Source organism: Streptomyces sp. NPDC030143 (assembly GCF_055573695.1).
Window position 1 is genome coordinate 1 of the sequence record NZ_JBVIAY010000031.1, and the last position, 23,272, is coordinate 23,272.

The 23,272-nt window shown below is 73.3% G+C and carries 20 protein-coding genes, 1 pseudogene and 1 riboswitch; of the genes and pseudogenes, 19 read left to right on the forward strand and 2 right to left on the reverse strand.

The window, feature by feature from the left end; genetic code table 11:
• The 5 genes and pseudogenes from ACZ4YY_RS33430 to ACZ4YY_RS33450 all read left to right on the forward strand — a co-directional run.
• Positions 1 to 143: pseudogene (locus tag ACZ4YY_RS33430) on the forward strand (flavodoxin-dependent (E)-4-hydroxy-3-methylbut-2-enyl-diphosphate synthase); the annotation flags it as partial.
• A 28-nt stretch (positions 144 to 171) separates the two neighbouring features.
• Positions 172 to 2,100, forward strand: a complete 1,929-nt coding sequence (dxs, locus tag ACZ4YY_RS33435; protein WP_468298731.1) for a 1-deoxy-D-xylulose-5-phosphate synthase — start codon at positions 172 to 174, stop codon at positions 2,098 to 2,100.
• Positions 2,097 to 3,515, forward strand: a complete 1,419-nt coding sequence (locus ACZ4YY_RS33440; RefSeq protein WP_468298732.1) for an aspartate aminotransferase family protein — start codon at positions 2,097 to 2,099, stop codon at positions 3,513 to 3,515. Before dxs ends, ACZ4YY_RS33440 begins: the two co-directional genes overlap by 4 nt.
• Before the next feature lie 61 nt (positions 3,516 to 3,576).
• Positions 3,577 to 4,236, forward strand: coding sequence for a helix-turn-helix domain-containing protein (locus tag ACZ4YY_RS33445; protein WP_468298733.1), 660 nt, complete (start codon positions 3,577 to 3,579; stop codon positions 4,234 to 4,236).
• Positions 4,233 to 4,355, forward strand: coding sequence for a DUF6126 family protein (locus tag ACZ4YY_RS33450; protein WP_468298734.1), 123 nt, complete (start codon positions 4,233 to 4,235; stop codon positions 4,353 to 4,355). Before ACZ4YY_RS33445 ends, ACZ4YY_RS33450 begins: the two co-directional genes overlap by 4 nt.
• 71 nt (positions 4,356 to 4,426) lie before the next feature.
• Here the strand turns inward: ACZ4YY_RS33450 and ACZ4YY_RS33455 are convergent, their stop codons facing one another.
• A complete protein-coding gene (locus ACZ4YY_RS33455) occupies positions 4,427 to 5,224 on the reverse strand; it encodes a tyrosine-protein phosphatase (RefSeq protein ID WP_468298735.1) in 798 nt (265 codons plus the stop codon).
• A 214-nt stretch (positions 5,225 to 5,438) separates the two neighbouring features.
• Between ACZ4YY_RS33455 and ACZ4YY_RS33460 the strand changes: the two genes are divergently transcribed.
• From ACZ4YY_RS33460 to ACZ4YY_RS33475, 4 genes are all read left to right on the forward strand, one after another.
• Complete coding sequence (locus ACZ4YY_RS33460) at positions 5,439 to 7,511, forward strand: alpha-galactosidase (protein WP_468298736.1); 2,073 nt, start codon at positions 5,439 to 5,441, stop codon at positions 7,509 to 7,511.
• A 306-nt stretch (positions 7,512 to 7,817) separates the two neighbouring features.
• A riboswitch (cyclic di-AMP (ydaO/yuaA leader) is annotated at positions 7,818 to 7,976 on the forward strand.
• Between the two features lie 4 nt (positions 7,977 to 7,980).
• A complete protein-coding gene (locus tag ACZ4YY_RS33465) occupies positions 7,981 to 9,006 on the forward strand; it encodes a M23 family metallopeptidase (RefSeq protein ID WP_468298737.1) in 1,026 nt (341 codons plus the stop codon).
• A gap of 342 nt (positions 9,007 to 9,348) precedes the next feature.
• On the forward strand, positions 9,349 to 10,134 hold the full coding sequence (locus ACZ4YY_RS33470) for an SGNH/GDSL hydrolase family protein (RefSeq protein ID WP_468298785.1): 786 nt from the start codon (positions 9,349 to 9,351) through the stop codon (positions 10,132 to 10,134).
• 500 nt (positions 10,135 to 10,634) lie between these two features.
• Positions 10,635 to 11,375, forward strand: a complete 741-nt coding sequence (locus tag ACZ4YY_RS33475) for an SIMPL domain-containing protein (protein WP_468298738.1) — start codon at positions 10,635 to 10,637, stop codon at positions 11,373 to 11,375.
• A 22-nt stretch (positions 11,376 to 11,397) separates the two neighbouring features.
• Here ACZ4YY_RS33475 and ACZ4YY_RS33480 read toward each other — a convergent pair whose 3' ends face one another.
• Positions 11,398 to 11,997 (reverse strand): TetR/AcrR family transcriptional regulator, encoded by a 600-nt coding sequence (locus ACZ4YY_RS33480; protein ID WP_468298739.1) that lies wholly within the window; start codon positions 11,995 to 11,997, stop codon positions 11,398 to 11,400.
• Positions 11,998 to 12,386: 389 nt separating this feature from the next.
• On the opposite strand from ACZ4YY_RS33480, the gene ACZ4YY_RS33485 reads away from it, so the two are divergent.
• The 10 genes from ACZ4YY_RS33485 to ACZ4YY_RS33530 all read left to right on the forward strand — a co-directional run bounded on the left by ACZ4YY_RS33485 (position 12,387) and on the right by ACZ4YY_RS33530 (position 23,235).
• Positions 12,387 to 13,568, forward strand: coding sequence for an MBL fold metallo-hydrolase (locus tag ACZ4YY_RS33485; protein WP_468298786.1), 1,182 nt, complete (start codon positions 12,387 to 12,389; stop codon positions 13,566 to 13,568).
• Between the two features lie 8 nt (positions 13,569 to 13,576).
• Positions 13,577 to 14,323, forward strand: coding sequence for a cupin domain-containing protein (locus tag ACZ4YY_RS33490; protein ID WP_468298740.1), 747 nt, complete (start codon positions 13,577 to 13,579; stop codon positions 14,321 to 14,323).
• Positions 14,324 to 15,159: 836 nt separating this feature from the next.
• Complete coding sequence (locus ACZ4YY_RS33495; protein ID WP_468298741.1) at positions 15,160 to 17,598, forward strand: sensor histidine kinase; 2,439 nt, start codon at positions 15,160 to 15,162, stop codon at positions 17,596 to 17,598.
• 65 nt (positions 17,599 to 17,663) lie between these two features.
• On the forward strand, positions 17,664 to 18,098 hold the full coding sequence (locus tag ACZ4YY_RS33500) for a roadblock/LC7 domain-containing protein (protein WP_468298742.1): 435 nt from the start codon (positions 17,664 to 17,666) through the stop codon (positions 18,096 to 18,098).
• Positions 18,099 to 18,100: 2 nt separating this feature from the next.
• Positions 18,101 to 18,472: a DUF742 domain-containing protein gene (locus ACZ4YY_RS33505; RefSeq protein WP_264933121.1), complete on the forward strand. Its 372-nt coding sequence runs from the start codon at positions 18,101 to 18,103 to the stop codon at positions 18,470 to 18,472.
• Entirely contained in the window at positions 18,450 to 19,079 is a 630-nt protein-coding gene (locus tag ACZ4YY_RS33510; RefSeq protein WP_468298743.1) for a GTP-binding protein, read from the forward strand. The genes ACZ4YY_RS33505 and ACZ4YY_RS33510 overlap by 23 nt, the downstream gene beginning before the upstream one ends.
• A gap of 61 nt (positions 19,080 to 19,140) precedes the next feature.
• Complete coding sequence (locus ACZ4YY_RS33515) at positions 19,141 to 19,707, forward strand: GAF domain-containing protein (protein ID WP_468298744.1); 567 nt, start codon at positions 19,141 to 19,143, stop codon at positions 19,705 to 19,707.
• A gap of 173 nt (positions 19,708 to 19,880) precedes the next feature.
• Positions 19,881 to 20,909 (forward strand): L-threonine 3-dehydrogenase, encoded by a 1,029-nt coding sequence (gene tdh, locus ACZ4YY_RS33520; RefSeq protein ID WP_468298787.1) that lies wholly within the window; start codon positions 19,881 to 19,883, stop codon positions 20,907 to 20,909.
• Positions 20,910 to 20,927: 18 nt separating this feature from the next.
• Positions 20,928 to 22,124, forward strand: coding sequence for a glycine C-acetyltransferase (locus ACZ4YY_RS33525; RefSeq protein ID WP_468298788.1), 1,197 nt, complete (start codon positions 20,928 to 20,930; stop codon positions 22,122 to 22,124).
• 205 nt (positions 22,125 to 22,329) lie between these two features.
• On the forward strand, positions 22,330 to 23,235 hold the full coding sequence (locus ACZ4YY_RS33530; protein ID WP_468298745.1) for a LysR family transcriptional regulator: 906 nt from the start codon (positions 22,330 to 22,332) through the stop codon (positions 23,233 to 23,235).
• Positions 23,236 to 23,272: the final 37 nt, after the last annotated feature.

Here is a 23,272-nt window from a genome sequence, read left to right on the forward strand (position 1 = left end):
AGATCTTCGTCAAGGGCGAGGTCATCAAGACCGTCCCCGAGTCGAAGATCGTGGAGACCCTCATCGAGGAGGCCATGAAGATCGCCGAACAGATGGAACAGGACGGCGTCGCGGCGGGGGAGCCGGCCGTCACCGTGAGCTGAACCGGCACGGACCGAGAGGGGGCCCGTCGTGACGATCCTGGAGAACATCCGACAACCACGTGACCTGAAGGCGCTGCCAGCGGCGGAGCTCGGCGAACTCGCCGAGGAGATCAGACAGTTCCTGGTGCACGCGGTCGCCCGCACCGGCGGGCACCTCGGACCCAACCTGGGCGTGGTGGAACTGACCATCGCGCTCCATCGGGTCTTCGAGTCGCCGGTCGACCGCATCCTGTGGGACACCGGCCACCAGAGCTATGTCCACAAGCTGCTGACCGGCCGTCAGGACTTCTCCAAACTGCGGGGCAAGGGCGGCCTGTCCGGCTACCCCTCCCGGGAGGAGTCCGAGCACGACGTCATCGAGAACAGCCACGCCTCCACCGCCCTCGGCTGGGCCGACGGGCTCGCCAAGGCCCGCCGGGTGCGGGGCGAGGAGGGCCATGTCGTCGCGGTCGTCGGCGACGGTGCGCTCACCGGCGGCATGGCCTGGGAGGCGCTGAACAACATCGCCGCGGCCAGGGACCGGCCGCTGATCATCGTCGTCAACGACAACGAGCGCTCCTACGCGCCGACCATCGGAGGGCTGGCGAACCACCTCGCGACCCTGCGCACCACCGACGGCTACGAGAAGGTCCTGGCCTGGGGAAAGGGCGTGCTGCTGCGCACGCCCGTCGTCGGGCACACCGTGTACGAGTCGCTGCAAGGCGCGAAGAAGGGATTCAAGGATGCCTTCGCCCCGCAGGGCATGTTCGAGGACCTCGGGCTGAAGTACGTCGGCCCGATCGACGGGCACGACGTCACCGCCGTGGAGTCGGCGCTCCGGCGGGCCAAGCGCTTCCACGGGCCGGTGCTGGTGCACTGCCTCACCGAGAAGGGCCGCGGCTACGAGCCGGCCCTCGCGCACGAGGAGGACCACTTCCACACCGTCGGGGCGATGGACCCGCTGACCTGCGCGCCGCTCGCGCCCACCGGCGCTCCCTCCTGGACGTCCGTGTTCGGCGAGGAGATCGTCCGGATCGGTGAGGAGCGCGAGGACGTCGTGGCCATCACGGCGGCCATGCTGCACCCGGTGGGCCTCGGCGCCTTCGCCGAGCGCTTCCCGGACCGCGTGTGGGACGTCGGCATCGCCGAGCAGCACGCGGCGGTGAGCGCGGCCGGTCTCGCCACCGGGGGCCTGCACCCCGTCGTCGCCGTCTACGCCACCTTCCTCAACCGGGCCTTCGACCAGCTGCTCATGGACGTGGCGCTGCACCGCTGCCCGGTGACGTTCGTGCTCGACCGGGCCGGCGTCACCGGCACCGACGGCGCCTCCCACAACGGCGTGTGGGACCTGTCCGTCCTCCAGGTCGTCCCCGGCCTCAGGATCGCCGCCCCGCGCGACGCCGCCCAGCTGCGCGCCCAGCTGCGCGAGGCGGTCGCGGTGGACGACGCGCCGACCCTGGTGCGCTTCCCCAAGGAGTCGGTGGGAGCGGACGTCCCGGCGGTCGGCCGGGTCGGCGGCCTGGACGTCCTGCGCCGCGCCGACCGGGCGGACGTCCTGCTGGTGTCCGTCGGGGCGATGGCCCCGGTGTGCCTGCAGGCCGCCGAGCTGCTGGCGGCCCGGGGCGTCGCGTGCACGGTGGTCGACCCGCGGTGGGTCAAGCCCGTCGACCCGGCCCTGCCCCCGCTCGCCGCCGGGCACCGGCTGGTGGCCGTCGTCGAGGACAACAGCCGCGCCGCGGGCGTCGGTTCGGCGGTCGCGCTCGCCCTCGCGGACGCCGACGTGGACGTTCCCGTACGGCGGTTCGGCATCCCGGAGCAGTTCCTCGCCCACGCCAAACGCTCCGAGGTGCTCGCCGACATCGGTCTCACGCCTGTCGAGATCGCCGGACGGACCAGCGCGAGCCTGGCCGTCGCGGGAGAGCGGACGCAGGGCGGCGGAGCCGAGGTGTCCACACAGTCCAAGGAGCATCAGCCATGACCACCGCCGCATCCGAGTCGCCCTCGTCCCGGGCCGGGGAGTTCGACCTGCGCACGCTGCTGGCCGAGCGCGGAGCCGAACGTTACGCGCTGCACGACCGGTACCTCAACCACCAACTCCCGCGCGTGCTGCGCACCCTCGGCTTCGACAAGGTCTACGAACGGGGTGAGGGCGCCTACTTCTGGGACGCGGACGGCAACGACTACCTGGACATGCTCGCCGGGTTCGGGGTGATGGGCCTCGGCCGCCACCACCCCGTGGTGCGCAAGGCGCTGCACGACGTGCTGGACGCCCGGCTCGCCGACCTCACCCGCTTCGACTGCCAGCCGCTGCCGGGACTGCTCGCCGAGAAGCTCCTCGCCCACAGCCCGCACCTGGACCGGGTGTTCTTCGGCAACAGCGGGACGGAGGCCGTGGAGACGGCGCTGAAGTTCGCCCGGTACGCCACCGGGAAGCCGCGGATCCTGTATTGCGACCACGCCTTCCACGGGCTGACCACCGGGTCCCTGTCGGTGAACGGCGAGTCCGGTTTCCGGGACGGGTTCGCCCCGCTGCTGCCCGACACCGCCGTCCCGCTCGGTGACCTCGACGCGCTGGCACGGGAGCTGAAGACGGGCGACGTCGCCGCCCTGATCGTCGAACCCGTCCAGGGCAAGGGTGTGCACGAGGCGCCGCCCGGCTATCTGCGCGCAGCCCAGGAACTGCTGCACCGCCACAAGGCGCTGCTCATCGCGGACGAGGTGCAGACCGGCCTCGGCCGCACCGGCGACTTCTACGCCCACCAGCACGAGGAGGGCGTCGAGCCCGACCTGGTGTGCGTGGCCAAGGCGCTCTCCGGCGGCTATGTGCCCGTGGGCGCCACCCTCGGCAAGGACTGGATCTTCAAGAAGGTCTACTCGTCCATGGACCGGGTGCTGGTGCACTCCGCGAGCTTCGGGGCCAACGCGCAGGCCATGGCCGCCGGGCTCGCCGTGCTGTCGGTCATGGAGAACGAACAGGTCGTCGCGGGCGCCCGCGCCACCGGGGAGCGGCTGAAGGCACGGCTGACCGCACTGGTCGACCGGTACGAGCTGCTCGCGGACGTCCGGGGCCGCGGTCTGATGATCGGCATCGAGTTCGGCCGGCCCACGTCGCTGAAGCTGCGCAGCCGGTGGGCCGTGCTCCAGGCGGCCCGCAAGGGCCTGTTCGCGCAGATGGTCGTCGTCCCGCTGCTCCAGCGCCACCGCATCCTCACCCAGGTCTCGGGGGACCATGTGGAGGTGATCAAGCTGATCCCGCCGCTGATCATCGGGGAGCGGGAGGTGGACCGGTTCGTCGACGCCTTCACCGAGGTGATGGACGACGCGCACCACGGGGGCGGACTCGTGTGGGACTTCGGCAGGACGCTCGTGAGGCAGGCGGTGGCCGGGCGCTGACCGCTTTGCCTCAGAGGCAAGAAACTTGCCGCTGAGGCAAAACCCGGGCTGAAATGGAGGCATGAACTCCCCCGACGCCGAGTCCGCCGCGGGCTCCGACGCCGAACCCGCCGCGGGCGGCATCGGGCCGGACGACGACACCCTGCCCGCCGTCGCCCCGCGGCTGCGCGCCCTGCGCCGCCGGGCCGCCCTGACGCTGGAGTCCGCGGCCCGCGCCGCCGGACTGTCGCCCGCTCATCTCTCCCGTCTGGAGACGGGGCATCGGCAACCCTCGCTGCCGATGCTGCTGGCGCTCGCCCGCATCTACGGTACGACCGTCTCGGAGCTGCTCGGCGAGAGCGTCGCCGACCGGGACGCCGTGGTGCGCGCCGCCGACATGGAACCGACGGCGGCGGGCGGCTGGACGTACTGGCCGGCCGGGGCGTCCGGGCGCGGGATGCAGGCCCTGCGGGTGCGGGTGCCGTACGGCTCGCAGGGCGACGTCGTGCGCGTGCACCCCGGTGAGGAGTGGCTGTACGTCCTCACCGGGCGGCTGCGGCTGCGCCTGGCGGACGCCACGCACCTGCTCGGCGCGGGCGACAGCGCGCACTTCGACTCGCTGACCCCGCACCGCATCGCGGCCCAGGACCCCAACGGGGTCGAACTGCTCTTCGTCCACACCCTGCTGCAGAGCCCGACGGCCACGCTGTGCCTCGGCCCGACCCCCGAAGGAACGCCATGAGTGACATCGAGGAACGCTTTCCGCGCAGCCTCTGGATCCGGCTGATCATCTACATCGCGGTGGGGCACGTCCTCGCGGCGTTCATCTGGCTGCTCTTCGAGGTGGGTGCCCGGCAGTAGTCGCGAGCGCCGCCCGCGCAGCGGGCTCGTCGCGCGCGAAGGCGATCGGCCTCCCCATTTGTTCGGAGCTCTCAGTCGAGCAGTCGCTCCCGCAGCAGCTCCCGGGTCCCCGAGCCGAGTCCGAGGCCCTGTTCCAGGTAGGCGTCGACGCCGCCCCAGTTCTCCTCGATGGTCTCGAACGCCGCCGTCAGGTACTCGACGCGCGCCTCGAACAGGGGGCTGAGCAGCTCCATGACCTCGGGTGAGTAGGTGTCGGCGGAGGTGCCGCTGCGGTGCACCTTGTAACGGCGGTGCCTGGCGTTGGACTCCAGGTAGTCGGCGACGATCGCTTCGCGTTCCACGCCGAGCGCGAGCAGCGTCACCGCCACGGAGAGCCCCGCGCGGTCCTTGCCGGCGGCGCAGTGCATCAGGGCCGGGACGCTGTCCTGCGCGAGGGAGTGCAGCACGCGGGAGTGCTCGGCCGTGCGGTCCTTGATGATCGAACGGTAGGAGGCGGTCATCCGGCCCGCGGCCCGGCCGTCGCCGAGGATCCGGCGCAGCTGGTCGATGTCGCCGTCGCGGACCATCCGCCAGAACTCGGCGCCGTCCGCCGGGTCGGACAGCGGCAGGTTCACGTTGCGCACGCCCGGCAGTTCGACGTCGGGGCCCTCCAGCTTCTGGTCCGCCGCGTTGCGGAAGTCGAAGACCGTGTGCAGGCCGAGGGAGGAGAGGAACGCGGCGTCCTCGTCGGTGGCGTGCGCGAGGTGGCCGCTGCGGAACAGCACGCCGTGCCGCACCCGCCGGCCGTCGACGGTCGGCAGACCGCCCACGTCGCGGAAGTTGCGCACACCGGCCAGCTCGGGCTCGGTCGACGGGATCTGCTGCGTCACGGGGGCTCCTCCCTGTCGGTCCTGGTCGGCGCGGCTCGTCGGGGCCGACAGGACGCCTCCGACCTTACGGCACCTCCGGCCGGGCACGGGGCGGTCCGGGACGGCCGGGATCCGCCGGCCGGACGATCACGTTCCGGCAGACGTTGCCTGTCGGGTTCCCGTCCACCGATGATGTGGACGTTTGATCGCACCTGTTCGAATCAGTGGGGGTTTGATGCTCGAGTCCGCCGTCGACGGCCGTACCTGGATCCTTTCGGGGCCCACCAGCAGTTACGCCGTCCATGTCACCGAGGCCGACGAGTTGGTGCACCTGCACTGGGGGCCGCGGATCGCGCTCGCCGACGCCGAGGCCCTCGCCGTCCGCCCGCTGCCGGACTACTGGCCCTTCGAGTCCCCGCTCGACGGCCGCGAGGAGTACCCGGTGGAGGGCGGCGCGCGCTTCGTGCGCCCCGCCCTGTCCGTGCGCACCGCCGAACGGCGCGGCACCGAGTGGACCTTCGCGGGACACGAGAGCGAGGGCGACGAGCTCAGGCTGCGCTTCCGGGACGCCGGGCTGGAGGTCACCCTGCACTACCGGATGCGCGGCGACGTCGTCGAACGCTGGACGACCCTGCGCAACGAGGGTGCGGAGCCCCTGGAGCTGCTGCGCGCCGACTCCGCCACCTGGACCCTGCCCGACCGCGACGGCTGGCGCCTGTCCCAGCTGCACGGCCGCTGGGCCGCCGAGTCCCGTCTCACGCGGGCGCCCCTCACCTACGGCGAGAAGGTCATCGGCAGCCGTCGCGGTCACACCGGCCACCAGCACCTGCCCTGGGTCGCCCTGGACACCGACGCGAGCGAGGAACGCGGCGAGGTCTACGGCTGCGCCCTCGGCTGGTCGGGCTCCTGGCGGATCGCCGTGGCCCAACTCCCCGACGCACGCGTGCAGATCACCGGCGGCGCCGGTCACGACGACTCGGGTCTGCTGACGCTGGCGTCGGGGGAGTCCTTCAGCACGCCCCTCTTCGCCGGCCTGTGGACCGACGGCGGCTTCGGCGGCGCGAGCCGTGCCTGGCACGCCTACCAGCGCGCGTACGTCGTCCCGGACGCCGAGCGGGACCGGCCGGTGCTGTTCAACTCGTGGGAGGCCACCTACTTCGACATCTCCGAGGAGCAGCAGGCGTCGCTCGCCCGGCGCGCCGCGGCCATCGGCGTCGAACTGTTCGTGGTGGACGACGGCTGGTTCGGGGCGCGCACCGGCGACCACGCCGGGCTCGGTGACTGGACGCCGAACCCCGACCGCTTCCCGAACGGCCTCAGGCCGCTCGCCGACCAGGTGCACGCCCTCGGCATGCAGTTCGGCATCTGGGTCGAGCCGGAAATGGTCAATCCGGACAGCGAGCTCTACCGGGCGCACCCCGACTGGGTGCAGTTCCAACCCGGTCGAAAGCGGACGGAACTGCGCAATCAGCTCGTGCTGAACCTCGCTCGCGAGGACGTCCAGGAATACCTCTGGGGGCAGCTCGACACGCTCTTGTCCAGTGCGCCCGTCGACTACGTCAAGTGGGACTTCAACCGCTGCTTCACCGACGCCGGCTGGCCGGACGACGCCTACCCGCAGCGGCTGTGGACCGACCACGTGCGGGCCCTGTACAAGCTGCTGGACCGGCTGCGGGCGGCCCACCCCGGCGTGGCCTTCGAGTCCTGCTCGGGCGGCGGCGGGCGGATCGACCTCGGGGTCCTGGGCCGCACGGACCAGGTGTGGACCTCCGACAACACCGACCCCCTGGACCGGCTCGCCATCCAGCACGGTTTCACCCAGATCCACCCCGCGCGGGTCATGGCCGCCTGGGTCACCGACAGCCCCAACACGCAGCTCAACGGCCGGGTCAGCTCGCTTCGCTTCCGGTTCGTCAGCGCCATGGCGGGTGTGCTCGGGGTCGGCGGTGACCTCTCCGAGTGGACCGAGGAGGAGCTCGCCGAGGCGCGGCGGTGGGTGGAGCTCTACAAGGAGATCCGGCCCGTCGTGCAGCGGGGCGACCTCTACCGGCTGCGGCCCCCGGAGGGCGGGCTGAGCGCGGTGCAGTACGTGCGCGGGGACGAGAGTGTCGTCCTCGCCTGGCTCCAGGCGCAGCGGTTCGGTGAGCCGGTCCCGGCGCTGCGGCTGCGCGGACTCGACCCGACGGCGTCGTACGAATGCCGCGAAACGGGCGAAGTGCACCGAGGGGCGGTGCTGCTGCACCACGGCTTGCGCACCGGTCTGCGCGGTGACCTTGATGCGGCAGTTCTCCGACTGCGCCGCATCTGAGAGTTCTGTCCGAATTAGATTCATCAGTCCAACTCGCTCCACATTGCGGGAACCTGGAGAGGTGTCACGTGAGGAGCGTCATATTCGTGACCGTGCGTCGCGCGTCATGTTCACGTAATTCTGGCGCTTTTCATGGATGTTCGGTGAAAGGCGGGCCTATCGGTGCACGGAGCGTGACAGGGGATTCCCCCTGAGGCTCACGAGAAACGCGCCTCGCGTGCAACCTTCGCTTGTCCCTGTGCGTCGTGGTCGCTTACGTTCCAGTCCACTCCGGACGGACGCCGAATCCTGCCGCCGCCCGGAGCCCGCATTCACCCACCCGTGCACGGCAGGAGCGGGGGACCCACAGGCAGAACCGCCTGTCCCGGTCTCCGGAACAGGCTTGGGGTAAAGCCGCGCCTCGGCGTGGCCGGACATCTCCAGTCCGCACCCGACAGCTCACCTCGCAGGCGCCGGAGAGGAATCCGCCATGCCCGCGAAGGGTAAGCACCGCCGTCCCAAGACCCAGCGCCTCACCCGCTCCATCGCCGTCGCCGGAACCGGTGGCGCGGCGCTCGCCCTTCCGCTGATGGGCGCCTCCGGTGCTCAGGCCGCACCGGCGAAGTCGGCGGCCCAGTCGGTTTCCTCGGTGTCCGAAAAGACCGTTCAGTCCGTTCCGGTCGGGCAGCCGACCGCCGCCGCCGAGTTGAAGACCGCGGCGGGCACCCGGACCTACACGGTGCGGGCCGGCGACTACCTCTCGAAGATCGCGGACGAGCAGGACGTCAACGGCGGCTGGCAGAGGCTGTACGCGGACAACCGTGAGGCCGTCGGCGAGGACCCGTCCCTGATCCACCCGGGTCTGAGGCTGTCCATCGGCAAGAAGGCCGCGACCGGCTCCGGCACGTCCTCGTCCGGTTCCTCCTCGAAGTCCTCCCAGTCGTCGTCGAAGCCGTCGAAGTCGTCGACCTCCTCGTCGTCCTCGTCGTCCTCGTCGTCCTCGTCGTCGTCCTCCAAGGCCTCGGAGTCCTCCTCCAAGTCCTCCGCGTCGAAGACCTCGACCACGCAGACGTCCGACAGCGCGGGATCGGGCGCGAGCACGGCCGCCGGGTACGTCGCGCCGGTGGCGGGCGCCACCGTCGGCACCCCGTACCGCATGTCCGGCAGCATGTGGTCCAGCGGCTACCACACCGGTGTCGACTTCGTCGTCCCGACCGGCACCTCCCTCAAGGCGGTCGGTGCGGGCACGGTCGTCTCCGCGGGCTGGGGCGGCGCGTACGGCAACCAGGTCGTCATCAGGCTCAACGACGGCTACTACGCCCAGTACGCCCACCTCTCGCAGCTGTCCGTCTCGGCCGGACAGACCGTGAGCGCCGGCCAGCAGGTCGGCCTCTCCGGTGCCACCGGCAACGTGACCGGCCCGCACCTGCACTTCGAGATCCGCACCACGCCGAACTACGGCTCGGACGTCGACCCGGTCGCCTTCCTCCGCTCGCACGGCGTCTCGGTCGGCTGACCTCCCGCTCGACCCCCTGCCCGACACGCCGCCGAAGGCCGGACCCCGATCACGGGTCCGGCCTTCGGCGTCCCCGCCCGCCGGTTCCGGGCGCGTCTGCCCGTTCGTGGCCGTTTCCTCCATGGTCGTTCCACTGCGTTCACGTGGCAGATCCGCCCAGCGGATTCCGGGTGTGGTCGCTGGATCGACGCCGCTGACGGGAGGGTCTTGTCCCGGATTGGCAAATTCTTTAGGAGTGGCTTATCTCACCGCCCGTCAACCCCCGCTACGGTCGCGTAGGTCACATTCCAGGGTGAATCATGAACCGCTGTGGCAGACGATTCGAAGAATGACAGCAGTCCAGTGATCGGGTCGTACGTGGCGGTGGGGGACAGCTTCACCGAGGGCGTCGGCGACCCCGGCCCCGACGGGGCGTTCGTCGGCTGGGCCGACCGGTTCGCGGTCCTGCTCGCGGACCGGCGTCCCGAAGGCGACTTCCGGTACTCGAACCTGGCGGTGCGCGGCAAGCTGCTCGACCAGATCATGGCCGACCAGCTGCCCAAGGCGGTGGAGCTCGCGCCCGACCTCGTTTCCTTCTGCGCGGGCGGCAACGACATCCTGCGGCCCGGCACCGACCCCGACGAGGTCGCCGAACGCTTCGAGCGGGCGATCGCCGCGTTGACCGCCTCGGCCGGCACGGTCATGGTGACGACCGGCTTCGACACCCGTGGCGTCCCCGTGCTCAAGCATCTGCGCGGCAAGATCGCCACCTACAACGGGCACGTCCGGGCCGTCGCCGACCGCTACGGCTGCCCCGTGCTCGACCTGTGGTCCCTCAAGTCGGTCCAGGACCGCCGGGCCTGGGACCACGACCGGCTCCACCTCTCACCCGAAGGTCACACGCGCGTGGCGCTGCGCGCCGGGCAGGTCCTCGGCCTGGAGGTGCCGGCCGATCCCGAGCAGGCCTGGCCGCCGCTCCCGCCGCGCGGCACCCTCGAGGTCCGGCGCGACGACGTGCACTGGGCTCGCGAGTACCTGGTGCCGTGGATCGGCCGCCGTCTGCGCGGAGAGTCCTCGGGCGACCACGTGACCGCCAAGGGCACCTTGTCCCCCGACGACATCAAGATGCGGATCGCCTCGGTGGCCTGACGGGGTGCCGCCGCCCGGGGCGGGGTGTCGCGGGCACCCCGCCCCGGAGGACGGGCTGACGGGGCTGCCGCTCGGGGGCCGGATGCAGGGCGGGCGTCCACGGGACGGCCGTCGGGGCTGCCGCTCCGCAGGGCGGGGCGCCGGGGGGCTGTCGCCGGGCAGGTGCGCTCGGGGTCGCCGTCCGGCGAGGCGCGCTCGGGTCGCCGTCCGCGGCGGGGCACTCGGCGGTGCCGTCCGGCGACGGGCGCTCGGTGCCGCCGCCGGGCGGGTGTCCGGGGCGGCTGCGGCGGTGGTGCGCGGTGGGTTGGGCGGTGGTGCGCGGTAGGTGCGGCGGTGTCCTCATGGCCGTCCCGGTGCCGCCGTGGCCGTGGCCGCCGTCGCTCCACCGGCCAGGTGACCGCGCGGGAGTGGTGCGCGCGAGCCGCCCCGGGCGGGTGCTGGGATGGGCGTACGTCGTCCTCCAGCACCCGAAGGGGCGGTCCCGAATGTTCCGTCGCCGTATGCCCGTCGCCGCCGTCGTCGTGACGCTCCTCGCGCTCGGACCGTCGGCGGTCGCCGCGCCCGCGTCGGCTGCCGCGCCCGCCTCTGCCGTGCCGAGCCCCGCCGCCGCGCCGAGTCCCGGCACCGTCTCCGTGACCGGTGAGGGCGGTGCGAGCGCCGACCCCGACCTCGCGGTCGTCGGGGCCGGGGTGGAGACCCTCGCCGCCACTCCGCAGTCCGCTCTGGAGGCGCAGGGCAGGGCCGTCGAGGCCCTGCTCGCCGCGGTGCGCGGGCAGGGTGTCGCCGAGCGGGACGTCCGTACCGAGAGCGTCTCCCTCAACCCCGTCCACGACCACGCGGAGGGCACCTCCCGTCTGAAGGGCTACCAGGCCGCGCAGTCCTTCTCCGTGAAGGTCCGTGAGGTGGACCGCACCGGCGCCGTCCTCCAGGCGCTCACCGACGCCACCGGCGAGTCGGGCCGCATCACCTCCGTCGCCTTCGAACTGTCCGACCCGGCCCCGCTCCAGGCCCGCGCCCGCGAGGCCGCGCACGAGGACGCCCACGCCAGGGCCGCACAGTACGCCCGCCTGAGCGGCCACCGGCTCGGCCGGCTGGTCTCCCTCGCCGAGGGTGCCACCGGGTACCTGCGCCCCGCGCCGGTCACAGCGGAGGCGTCGGCCGCGGCCGCCGACGGCGTGCCCGTGGCTCCGGGCGTCATCCGGGCGACGGCGACGGTGACGGCGGTGTACGAACTGGTCTGAGACATCCGCCCCGCGCGGGCCGTCAGCGCTCCGGGGCGGCCGACGTCCGCGCGTCGAGCGAGAGTTCGCGGGCCACTGCCTCGTCGACCCACTCCCGGGCCCGCGCCCGGGACACCCCGCCCTCGTAGGACGTCAGCTGTACGGCGAGTCCGTCGAGCAGGGCCGTCAGACGCAGCGCCGCGCCGGAGGGGTCCGCGCACCGGAACTCGCCCGCGGCCACGCCCTCCGTGATCACCTCGGTGAGTGCCGCCTTCCACTGCCGGTCGAGGTCGCGGGCGACCTCCCGCAGGGCGGGCTCGCGCAGCGACACCGCCCAGCCCTCGATCCACAGCCGCCAGCCCTTGGCCTGGCCGGTGGGCGCGTACCAGCGCACGGCCGACCGCAGTCGCCGAAGCGCCGTCGTCCGGCGACCGAGCAGCTTGCGCAGCTGCGCGAGGTCGTCCTCGGCGGCGTACGCGAACGCGGCGGCGACGAGTTTCTCCTTGGTGGAGAAGTGATAGAGCACCAGCGCGTTGCTCACACCGAGCGTCGCGGCCACGTCGGCGATCCTGACCGCCGCCACGCCCCGCGCCTCGATCTGCCCGATGGCGGCCCGCAGCAGCTCCTCGCGTCGCTCGGCCACGCTCAACCGCACCCTTGTCACGCCGTCACCCTAGTCCGTAGGCCAGGGCACCGCCGAGCACGCCTTTCGGCCCGACGCCACCACCGGCCCCGGCCAGGACACCGACGCCGGGGCCGAGGCCGGGCAGTCCGTAGGCCCACGGATCGCGGCGGTGACGTCGCCGGTCCGGGCGAGGGACGGCAAGGGGGCGCCCATGCGGACTCCTCGACCGGAACCGACGCCGATCAGCGGGACGGTCACGGAACGTCGGCACCGGATGACGGTTCAGCGCCGAGAGCCGCGCGCCACCGTGTCGACGCCGCCCCGGCCGCCCGTGCGGCCGGGGCGGTCCGGTGTTGTCGGAGGAGCCGACCATAATGGGAATCCACAGCGACTCCCCTGGAGGTACCGTGGCCGGCTTCCGTTCCCCGAGCCCCGGGCTCCGTGCACTGCGGCCCGAGGCCTTCGGCGCGGACCCGAGCGGTGAGCGCCTGGCGCGCATCCGCAGATCGCCCCACTTCAAGGACGGGGTCTTCCAGAACCCCGGCGGACCGGCGCGCACCCGTCCCTCCGGTTCGGCGCTCGACTTCGCGAAGGTCTTCTTCGACAAGGACTCCCGCCCCCGCCGCGCCCCCTCGGGCACCGTGCCGGTGCACGCCACCACCCTCGCCGACCTCGCCAGGCCCCCGGCCACGGGCCTGCGCCTGACGTGGATGGGCCACTCCAGCGTCCTCGCCGAGATCGACGGACGGCGGGTGCTGTTCGACCCGGTCTGGGGCGAGCGCTGCTCCCCCTTCCCCTTCGCGGGCCCCAAGCGGCTGCACCCGGTCCCGCTCCCACTGGCCGCGCTGGGCCCGGTCGACGTCGTCGTCGTCTCGCACGACCACTACGACCACCTCGACATGCCCACGATCAAGCAACTGGCGGGCACGGACACGGTGTTCGCGGTGCCGCTCGGCGTCGGCGCGCACCTGGAGCACTGGGGCGTGGCCGGGGACCGGCTGCGCGAGCTCGACTGGCACGAGGAGACCGAGGTGGCGGGGCTGACGCTCACCGCCACCCCGGCCCGCCACTTCTGCGGGCGCGGCCTGCGCAACACCCAGCACACCCTGTGGGCGTCCTGGGTCGTCGCCGGCGCCGAGCACCGCGTCTACCACAGCGGCGACACCGGCTACTTCGACGGCTTCGAGGACATCGGCGCCGCGCACGGCCCGTTCGACGCGACGATGATCCAGATCGGCGCGTACTCCGACTTCTGGCCCGACATCCACATGACCCCCGCCCAGGGGCTCCGGGCCCACCTCGACCTCCAGGGCGGCGAGCCGCACGGCGTGCTGCTGCCGATCCACTGGGGCACCTTCAACCTCGCCACGCACGCGTGGGCGGAGCCGGGGGAGTGGACGAAGGACGTGGCGGACGAGGCCGGGCAGGCCGTCGCCTCGCCGCGCCCCGGAGAGCCGTTCGAGCCCGCGGGCAAGCTCCCCGCGGACGCGTGGTGGCGGGCGGTGTCCGCCCCGCTCGCCCACCCGTGGCGACGCCCGGCAGGAGGGGCCGCCGCGCGGGCCGAGCTGGATCTCGCCGGAGAGGTGTGAGGCCGGGCGTGGACGCATCCCCGACGGCCTCCGACGCCGCCTTCGCTCCCACGGGCTTCCCCGGGCTTCCCGGCGGCGTCGCCGTCTCGCACCTGTCGGTGTACGACTGGCCCGCCGCCGACGGTGTGTGCGGCGGCACCCCGCACCTGCACCTGACTTGCTCGGAGGCGTACGTCGTCACCGGCGGGCGCGGGGCCGTGCAGACCCTGACGACGTCCGGGTACCGGGTCACGCCGCTCGCGCCCGGCACGGTCGCCTGGTTCACGCCCGGCACCGTGCACCGGCTGGTCAACGAGGACGACCTGCGGATCACCGTGCTCATGCAGAACGGCGGGCTGCCGGAGGCGGGGGACGCGGTCCTCACGCTGCCGCCGGAGTACCTGACCGACCCGCAGACCTACGCGCGGGCCACGGTCGTCCCGGCGGACGCGCCCGAGGAGGAGCGGGAGCGTGTCGCCCGGACCAGGCGCGACCTGGCGATGGAGGGCTACCGGGCCCTGCGCGCGGCCGAGGGCCCGGAGGCCCTGGCGGCGTTCCACCGGGCGGCCGCCGCTCTGGTGGCGCCGCGGATCGCCGAGTGGCGCGCGCGGTGGCGGCGGGGGGCCGAGGCCGCCGCCCGGGCCACCGGGGAGCAGCTCGACGCGCTGGAGCGGGGCGACCTCTCCCATCTCGCCGACGCCGTCGTGCGTTCTCGACAGCCCTCCGAACGCGGGAAGTTCGGGATGTGCGGGCGTCTGGACGTCTACGAGAACTGAGACGCGTGTCACAAGCTCTGGTCGCGTCGAACCGGGTGAGCGTGATCAACCGGCAGCCGGCCGGCGCCTACCGGCCGGGCATGTTCGGCTGACCCGCCGGGGGGGGGAGAGCCGTGGGTCGGGCGCCCGCAGCGCGCCGCGCGGGCCCGGGCCCCTGCCCCGGCCCCTCCTTCGCGCCCGATCGTCGAGGAGGCCGGCGACCGGTGCGCTCGCCTCGGCGCGGCACTCCTCGAGGCAGGGGTGTCGCGTGCCCCGGAAGAGCGGGTCCGCGCCGGGGAGGTGCCCGCCGGGAACGGGAGGTCGTCCGGCGGCGGTCGTGCGCCTCCGCGCGAGTTCCGGCGGGGCCGCGCGGCCTGCCCGGACCGTCGGCCTCCGACGGCGAGAAGTAAAGGCCACAGCCGATACGCTGAGTAACTTCTCTCCGGGTGGTCGACGTCGGCGAAGCCCCTACGGACACCTCGCGGGCGGGCGGGATCGCCGGAACCGGCCCGGCCGTCCTGCGGCGGGGCCCCGGGAACGAGCGACCCCCGGTCCTGTGCCCGTCCGCTTGCGATCGCCTTTGACCAGGCATGATCGAACCACGGTCATCTGTTGTCCGGGATGATCGGCGGGTTATCGGTCCTTCGTGCGAGGCCTCATACCAGAGCGGGACGCTCCCCGGTGGACTTTGTCAACTGCCCACCGCACATGATGCGTCGGCGACTACTGTGAGTGGCCGTCGGGCGGCGCGCGGTCGAACTCTCCGCTCCTTCGACCGACACCGCGATGGCGCACGCCCGAGTCGCGCACCCCGCGCGATCACCCACGCCCGACGGACAGACAGTACGAGGACCCCGATGTCTCACCTCCGCGCACCGGCCGCACGCGCAGACCGCCGTGAGGGCGGACGGCACGGACGACCGGTCGCCCGCACCGCCCCCGCCCCGGCCGAGACCCACATACGGTCCCAGCTCCTCCGGCTCGCGGTGCTCCCGCCGACCGCCGTCGCCCTCAGCGCCTGCGCGGCCGTCCTGTTCACCGTGCGCTCCACCGGCGCCCGCACCAGCACCACCCTGTGGGCCGTCCTGACCGGCGCGGTCACCGTCACCGCCGCGGGCATCCTCATCGCGGCCGTGGCCGCCGACCGCGCCGCCCGCACGGTCGCCGACCGCCTCACCGCGCTGCGCCGGGGCACCGCACACGGCGAGGCCGAACTGCGCGCCCTGCTGGACACCCTGCGCCGCGGCGAGGTCCCGGCCCCGCGCACCACGCGCGGCGGACCGCCCGCGGACTCCGACGACTTCGAGCTGCTCGCCGCCGACCTGGCCCGTGCGCACGACGGCGCCGTCACCGCCGTCGTGCAGGCCGCACAACTGTCCAGCCAGGCCGGCAGCGAACAGAAGCTGGAGGTGTTCGTCAACCTCGCGCGACGCCTTCAGTCGCTCGTGCACCGCGAGATCTCCATCCTCGACGAGCTGGAGAACGAGATCGAGGACCCCGACCTCCTCAAGGGCCTCTTCCACGTCGACCACCTCGCCACCCGCATCCGCCGCCACGCCGAGAACCTCGCCGTGCTCGGCGGGGCCGTCTCCCGGCGGCAGTGGAGCAATCCGGTCTCCATGACCGAGGTGCTGCGCTCCGCCATCGCCGAGGTCGAGCAGTACTCGCGGGTCCGGCTCGTGCCGCCGATCGACGGCGAACTGCGCGGGCACGCCGTCGCCGACGTCATCCACCTGCTCGCCGAACTCGTCGAGAACGCCACGGTGTTCTCCGCCCCGCAGACCCAGGTGCTGCTGCGCGCCAACCTCGTCACCTCCGGGCTCGCCGTCGAGGTCGAGGACCGCGGCCTCGGCCTGCCCGTCGAGGAACAGAGCCGGATGAACGCCCTGCTCGCCGACCCCGACCAGGTCAACGTGGGCCGCCTGCTGGCCGACGGACGCATCGGCCTCTTCGTGGTTTCCCAGCTCGCGCGCCGCCACGGCATCCGGGTCCGCCTGCAGACCAACATCTACGGCGGGGTCCAGGCCGTGATCGTCGTCCCGCAGGCGCTGCTGGGCTCCCCCGCGCTGCCGGCACCGCAGGCCGAGGCCGACGGCCGGGACGCGAACGGACCCGGACGAGCGCCGGTGCCGCGACAGGCCGCCCCCGCCGTCGCGCGGGCCTCCGCCCCGCCCACCCGGGGCGTGCCCCGGGCCGGCGACCATCGCCCCCAGGCCCCCGCCCCGCTCCCGCCCCCGCCCGGCCGACGGCCGGCGGTCACGACACAGGCCGCCCCCGCGGTTGCACCGACCGTCCCCGCGGCCTCACCGACCGCACCCCCGCACTCGCCGGCCGGGCCCGGAACCCGGGGGACCGTCCCCGCGGACCGGCACCCCGTCCTGACGGACCGTCGCACGCCGGGCGACCCACAAGCCCTGCCGACGAGTCAGATGGCGCCCCCGCCGGCCGCGCACACCGTGCCCGCGAGCCGGCCGTCGCTGCCGTCGGACGCGTACGGGACGTCGGTGAACGGGCCGTCGCTGCCGTCGGACCCACACGCCGTGCCCGCGAGCCGGCCGTCGCTGCCGTCGGACGCGCACGCCGTGCCGGCGAACCGGCAACCCCTGCTCCCGGATCCGCACACCGTGCTTCCCGACCGGCGCGCTGCCTCCTCGGGAGGGCAGTCGCCGCCGGGGGCCGCTCCTCGGTCCCGGCATCCCGGCGGCCCGTCGGCCGCACCGGCACCGGCAGGCCTCCCCGCCCCGCCGCCGCTGCCGATCCGGCGCCCCTCGCACGACACCCCGCGGCTGAACGAGCGGGCGCCCACCCCCCTGCCCGTCCGCGGTGCCCATGAGCAGCGGCCCAACCCGGCCGAGGCCGTGCCCGGGATCCGGCCGGGCGACCGGCCCGCTGTCGAGGAGCACGAGGGGCTCGCACCGACCCCGCGCGTGAGCGCGGTGCGCGGCACCATGGGCAAGCCCCAGCTTCCGCGCCGTCGCGCCCAGGAACACATCGCACCCCAACTGCGCGGCGGCCCCGCCCCCCGCCAGGACGACGACCGGCCCGTCGGCCACGACCCCGGCCTCATGGCGGCCTTCCAGCGCGGCATCGGCCTCGCCGAGGCCCAGCAGAGCCTGGAGGCGGACGGCGGGGACCCCGTGCCGTCCGCCCACCCGGCGACCCCCTCCGTCGCGCGGCCCACGTCGCCGATATCCGCAGCACCCGCGCACGCGCCCGCCTCGCCCGAGGACCACCGCGCGTCCGGACCCGACCACCACCCCACCACCCGGCACGACGGGAGCGCACCCGCCGGATGAGCACGCCCGTGACCACCGCCCCCACCGCTCCCGCAGACCCCCGTACCCCAAGGAGTCGATCCACCATGGCGAGCGAAGCGCCGACCGGCCAGGTATCCGATCTCGACTGGCTGATGAGCGGCCTCGTGCAGCGCGTACCGCACACGACCAGTGCGGTCCTCCTGTCCTCCGACGGTCTCGTGAAGTCCGTCCACGGCCTGGACCCCGACAGTGCCGACCACATGGCCGCCCTGGCCTCCGGCCTCTACTCCCTCGGCCGCAGCGCCGGCGTGCGCTTCGGGGACGGCGGGGACGTACGGCAGGTGGTCGTCGAGCTCGACTCGACGCTGCTGTTCGTCACCACCGCCGGCTCCGGCACCTGCCTGGCCGTGCTCGCCGGCCGCGAGGCCGACGCGGCGATCCTCGGCTACGAGATGGCGATGCTCGTCAAGAGCGTCCGCCCCTACCTGGTGACGGCACCCCGACAGCACGCCGTCGACGCCTCGGTGATGGGGCCTTGAGCGTGGCGGCGGCCGGCGACGGGCCCTGGCTCGACGACGCGGCCGGACGGCTGGTGCGCCCCTTCACGGTCAGCAACGGCCGCACCAGACCCACCGTCGCCCTCGACCTGATGTCGCAGGTGAGAGCCACCGGGGTGACCCCCCTCGGCTATCTCGGTCCCGAGCACGCGCAGGCCCTCGACCTGTGCCGCGCTCCCGTCCCGGTCGCCGAGGTCGCCGCCCACCTGAAGTTGCCGGCGGCGGTCACCAAGGTGCTGCTGTCGGACCTCGTCGACTGCGGGGCGCTGACCACCAAGCCCCCCGAGTTCCACCACAACCCCACCGACCGGGCCCTACTGGAGGCAGTGCTCGATGGACTACGACGACAGCTCTGAGCACGACGAGCACGACGCCGGCTCGGACCCGTTCCCCACCGCCCTGAAGATCCTCGTGGCGGGCGGGTTCGGGGTCGGCAAGACGACCTTCGTCGGCGCGGTCAGTGAGATCGCGCCGCTCAGCACCGAGGAGCTGCTCACCACCGTCAGTGCCGCGACCGACAACCTCGACGGCATCGAGAACAAGGTCGAGACGACCGTCGCCATGGACTTCGGCCGCATCACCCTCGACAAGGACCACGTGCTGTACCTGTTCGGCACGCCCGGACAGGAGCGGTTCTGGTTCATGTGGGACGAGCTCTCCGAGGGCGCCCTCGGCGCGGTCATCATCGCCGACACCCGCCGCCTGGAGGAGTGCTTCGCGGCCGTCGACTTCTTCGAGGAACGCGGCCTCGGCTTCATCGTCGCCGTCAACGAGTTCGACGGGTCCCACCGCTACGACCCCGAGGAGGTGCGCGCGGCCATCGACCTCGACCCGGCGATCCCGGTCGTGCGCTGCGACGCCCGCATCTCCGCGTCCGGTGTCCAGACCCTGCTCACCCTCGTCCGGCACCTCATCGCGCACGCACCGGCAGCACCCCGGCCGAGCCGCGGCGCCCACATGTGATTCCCGCACACGACGCACCGGAGCCGCAGATGACACACCTCCCCAGTGACGGAGCCCGTTCATGAGCTACGACCCGCCGCGCCCGGCCGGTCGACTGCTGCTCACCCCCGAGGACAGGGAGGCTCCCGCCCGCACCCGCCGACTGCGCCGGCTCGGCCTCGGCGAACGGCCGGACCCCGCCCTCGACGCCTTCGCGGACCGCCTCGCCGAAGTGGCTCGCGCGCCGTACGCCATGGTCAACTTCATCGACGAGGAGCGGCAGTTCTTCGCCGGACTGCACACCCCGGCCGGCGGCCCGGCCGCCCGCGGCGGCAAACCCGAGCTGGGCCGCGGACTCGCCCGCGCCTACGGCTACTGCCCGCACGTCGTTGTCCGGCGCAAGGCGCTGGCCTTGGAGGACGTGCGCGACTATCCCCGCTTCGCCTGCAACCCGCTCGTCGACGAATACGGCATCCGTTCCTACCTGGGCGCCCCGCTCATCGACAGCACCGGCATGGTGCTCGGCACGGTGTGCGTCGCCGACCTCACGCCCCGGCCCTGGGGGAAGGGCGGCCTGGAGACCATCAAGGCGACGGCCGCCGATCTCGTCGTCCGGCTGGAAAGGCCGATGGACGACGGGCTGCCGTAGCGGCCGGAGGGACGGACCCGGCGACGGGTGTGAAGGAAACCTGCGGCGGCGCTTAAGAAATCCTCGATGGACCGGGGCGGGCGGGTGCGGCAGATTGCTCCTCGAATCCACCCCTCTCCCCGGATGCGGGCCCCTTCGGCGTGCCCGGGAGCGTCATGACAGGAGCCGTAGCGTTGAAGGCGCTGGTCAAGGAGAAGGCGGAGCCCGGGCTGTGGCTCGGAGACGTCCCGGAGCCCGCGGTCGGAGCCGGTGACGTCCTGATCAAGGTGCTGCGCACCGGCATCTGCGGCACCGACCTGCACATCCGGGCCTGGGACGGCTGGGCGCGGCAGGCGATCCGCACCCCGCTGGTGGTCGGGCACGAGTTCGTCGGTGAGGTCGTCGACATCGGCCGGGACGTCACCGACGTCGCCGTCGGCGACACGGTCAGCGGGGAGGGGCACCTGGTGTGCGGCAAGTGCCGCAACTGCCTGGCCGGCCGCCGCCACCTGTGCCGGGCCACCGTCGGCCTCGGCGTCGGCCGCGACGGAGCCTTCGCCGAGTACGTCGCCCTGCCCGCGTCCAACGTGTGGGTGCACCGCGTCCCGGTGGACCTCGACGTGGCCGCGATCTTCGACCCGTTCGGCAACGCCGTCCACACCGCCCTGTCCTTCCCGCTGGTCGGCGAGGACGTCCTGATCACCGGCGCCGGCCCGATCGGCCTGATGGCCGCGGCCGTGGCCCGGCACGCCGGCGCGCGGAACGTCGTGGTCACCGACGTGAGCGAGGAGCGCCTGGAACTCGCCCGCAAGATCGGCGCGAGCCTCGCGCTGGACGTCTCGCGGACCGGCATCGCCGACGGGCAGCGGGAGCTGGGCCTGCGCGAGGGCTTCGACATCGGCCTGGAGATGTCCGGCCGCCCCGAGGCCCTGCGCGACATGATCGCCAACATGACGCACGGCGGCCGGATCGCCATGCTCGGCCTGCCGGCCGAGGAGTTCCCGGTCGACTGGGCCCGGATCGTCACCTCGATGATCACGATCAAGGGCATCTACGGCCGCGAGATGTTCGAGACCTGGTACGCCATGTCGGTGCTCCTGGAGGGCGGACTCGACCTCGCCCCCGTGATCACCGGCCGCTACGGCCACCGCGACTTCGAGGCGGCGTTCGCGGACGCGGCGAGCGGCCGCGGCGGCAAGGTCATCCTCGACTGGACCCTCTGAGACCTCCAAGGACTGATGATGTTCGACTCCGTGCGCGACGACCTGCGCGCCACCCTCGACGAGATCCGCGCCGCCGGCCTGCACAAGCCCGAGCGCGTGATCGGCAGCCCGCAGTCCGCGACCGTGAACGTCACGGCCGGCGGCCGCCCCGGCGAGGTCCTCAACTTCTGCGCCAACAACTACCTCGGTCTCGCCGACCACCCCGAGGTGGTCGCCGCCGCCCACGAGGCCCTGGACCGCTGGGGCTACGGCATGGCGTCCGTGCGCTTCATCTGCGGCACCCAGGAGGTGCACAAGGAGCTGGAGGCGCGGCTGTCCGCCTTCCTCGGCCAGGAGGACACGATCCTGTACTCCTCCTGTTTCGACGCCAACGGCGGTGTCTTCGAGACACTCCTCGGCCCGCAGGACGCGGTGATCTCCGACGCGCTGAACCACGCGTCGATCATCGACGGCATCCGCCTGTCCAAGGCCCGCCGCCTCCGCTACGCCAACCGCGACCTCGCCGACCTGGAAACGCGGCTCAAGGAGGCGTCCGACGCGCGGCGCCGCCTGATCGTCACCGACGGCGTCTTCTCCATGGACGGCTACGTGGCCCCCCTGCGTGAGATCTGCGACCTCGCCGACCGCTACGACGCCATGGTCATGGTCGACGACTCGCACGCCGTCGGCTTCGTCGGCCCCGGCGGCCGGGGCACCCCCGAACTGCACGGCGTGACGGACCGCGTCGACATCGTCACCGGCACCCTGGGCAAGGCCCTCGGGGGTGCCTCCGGCGGCTATGTGGCCGCCCGTGCCGAGATCGTGGCCCTGCTGCGCCAGCGTTCCCGCCCGTACCTGTTCTCCAACACCCTCGCCCCGGTGATCGCGGCGGCCTCGCTCAAGGTGCTCGACCTGCTGGAGTCCGCGGGGGAGCTGCGCGAGCGCCTCGCGTCGAACACGGCCCTGTTCCGCGGCCGGATGGCGGCCGAGGGCTTCGACGTCCTCCCCGGCGACCACGCCATCGCGCCCGTGATGATCGGCGACGCGGCGAGGGCCGGCCGGATGGCCGAACTGCTGCTGGCCCGCGGGGTGTACGTGATCGGCTTCTCCTACCCGGTCGTCCCGCAGGGCGAGGCCCGTATCCGCGTCCAGCTGTCCGCCGCGCACTCCACGGACGACGTGAACCGGGCGGTCGACGCCTTCGTCGCGGCGCGGGCGGAGCTGGACGCGGTCTGAGGGGTCCTTGCACCGTGCCCGCCTGGGCCGCGCGGCCTGGTACCGCACTCCTCGCCGCGTTGCCGGAGAGCCCTGGTGGCCCCGCTCTCCGCTACGAGGACTCTCCGGCGCCTTGCGATGCACGGCGCCGGACCACGCGGCCCGATCAGGCGCTCACAGTGCACGGGCCCCTGAGAGCTCCGGACATCTGGGGATAATCGTTCGCATGATCGAGGCACGGCGGCTCCACATCCTCCGTGCGGTGGCCGACCACCGCACCGTGACGGCGGCTGCCGCCGCGCTGTACCTCACCCCCTCCGCCGTCTCCCAGCAGCTCACGGCCCTGGAACAGGAGACCGGCCACCGGCTGGTGGAACGCGGCGCGAAGGGCGTACGGCTGACGCCGGCCGGGGAGATCCTGCTCGCGCACACCAACGCGGTCCTCGCGCAGCTGGAGCGCGCCGAGGCGGAACTGGCCGCGTACGGCTCCGGGGACGCCGGGACCGTCACGGTCGCCGCCTTCGCGACCGGCATCGCCCTCGTCGTCGCGCCCGCGGTGGCCCGGCTCGCCGGCACCGCCCCCGGCATCAGGATCCGCGTCCAGGACGCCGAGGGCGACGCCAGCCTGCCGATGGTCCTCGACCGGCAGGTCGACATCGCCGTCGCCGTCGAGTACCGCGGGGCGCCGGCCGCCGACGACCCGCGCCTCACCCATGTCCCGCTGTACGCGGAGCCCTTCGACGCGGTCGTGCCGGTCACCCACCGGCTCGCTGAGGCCGAGGAGGTGCCGCTGGCGGAGCTGGCGAAGGACCCGTGGATCGGCCCGTACCCCGGCAACCCCTGCCATGACGTGGTGGTCCTGGCCTGCGAGCACGCCGGGTTCCAGCCGCGGCTCGAGCACTCCTCCGACGACTTCCGGGCGGTCGTCGCCCTCGCCTCGGCCGACGCGGGCGTGGCCCTCGTCCCGCGCTCGGCGCTGCGCGGCATGGACCTGACCGGTGTGGTCGTCCGCCCGGTCGACGGGGCGGCCCCGACCCGCCGCGTCTTCGCCGCCGTACGGCGGGGCGCGGAGGCCCATCCGCTGATCCGCCCGGTGCTGGAGGCCCTGGGGGAGGCGACGCCGACGGCGTGACCCCCTCGTCCCGGCCTCGCCTGATTCCCGGCGACCG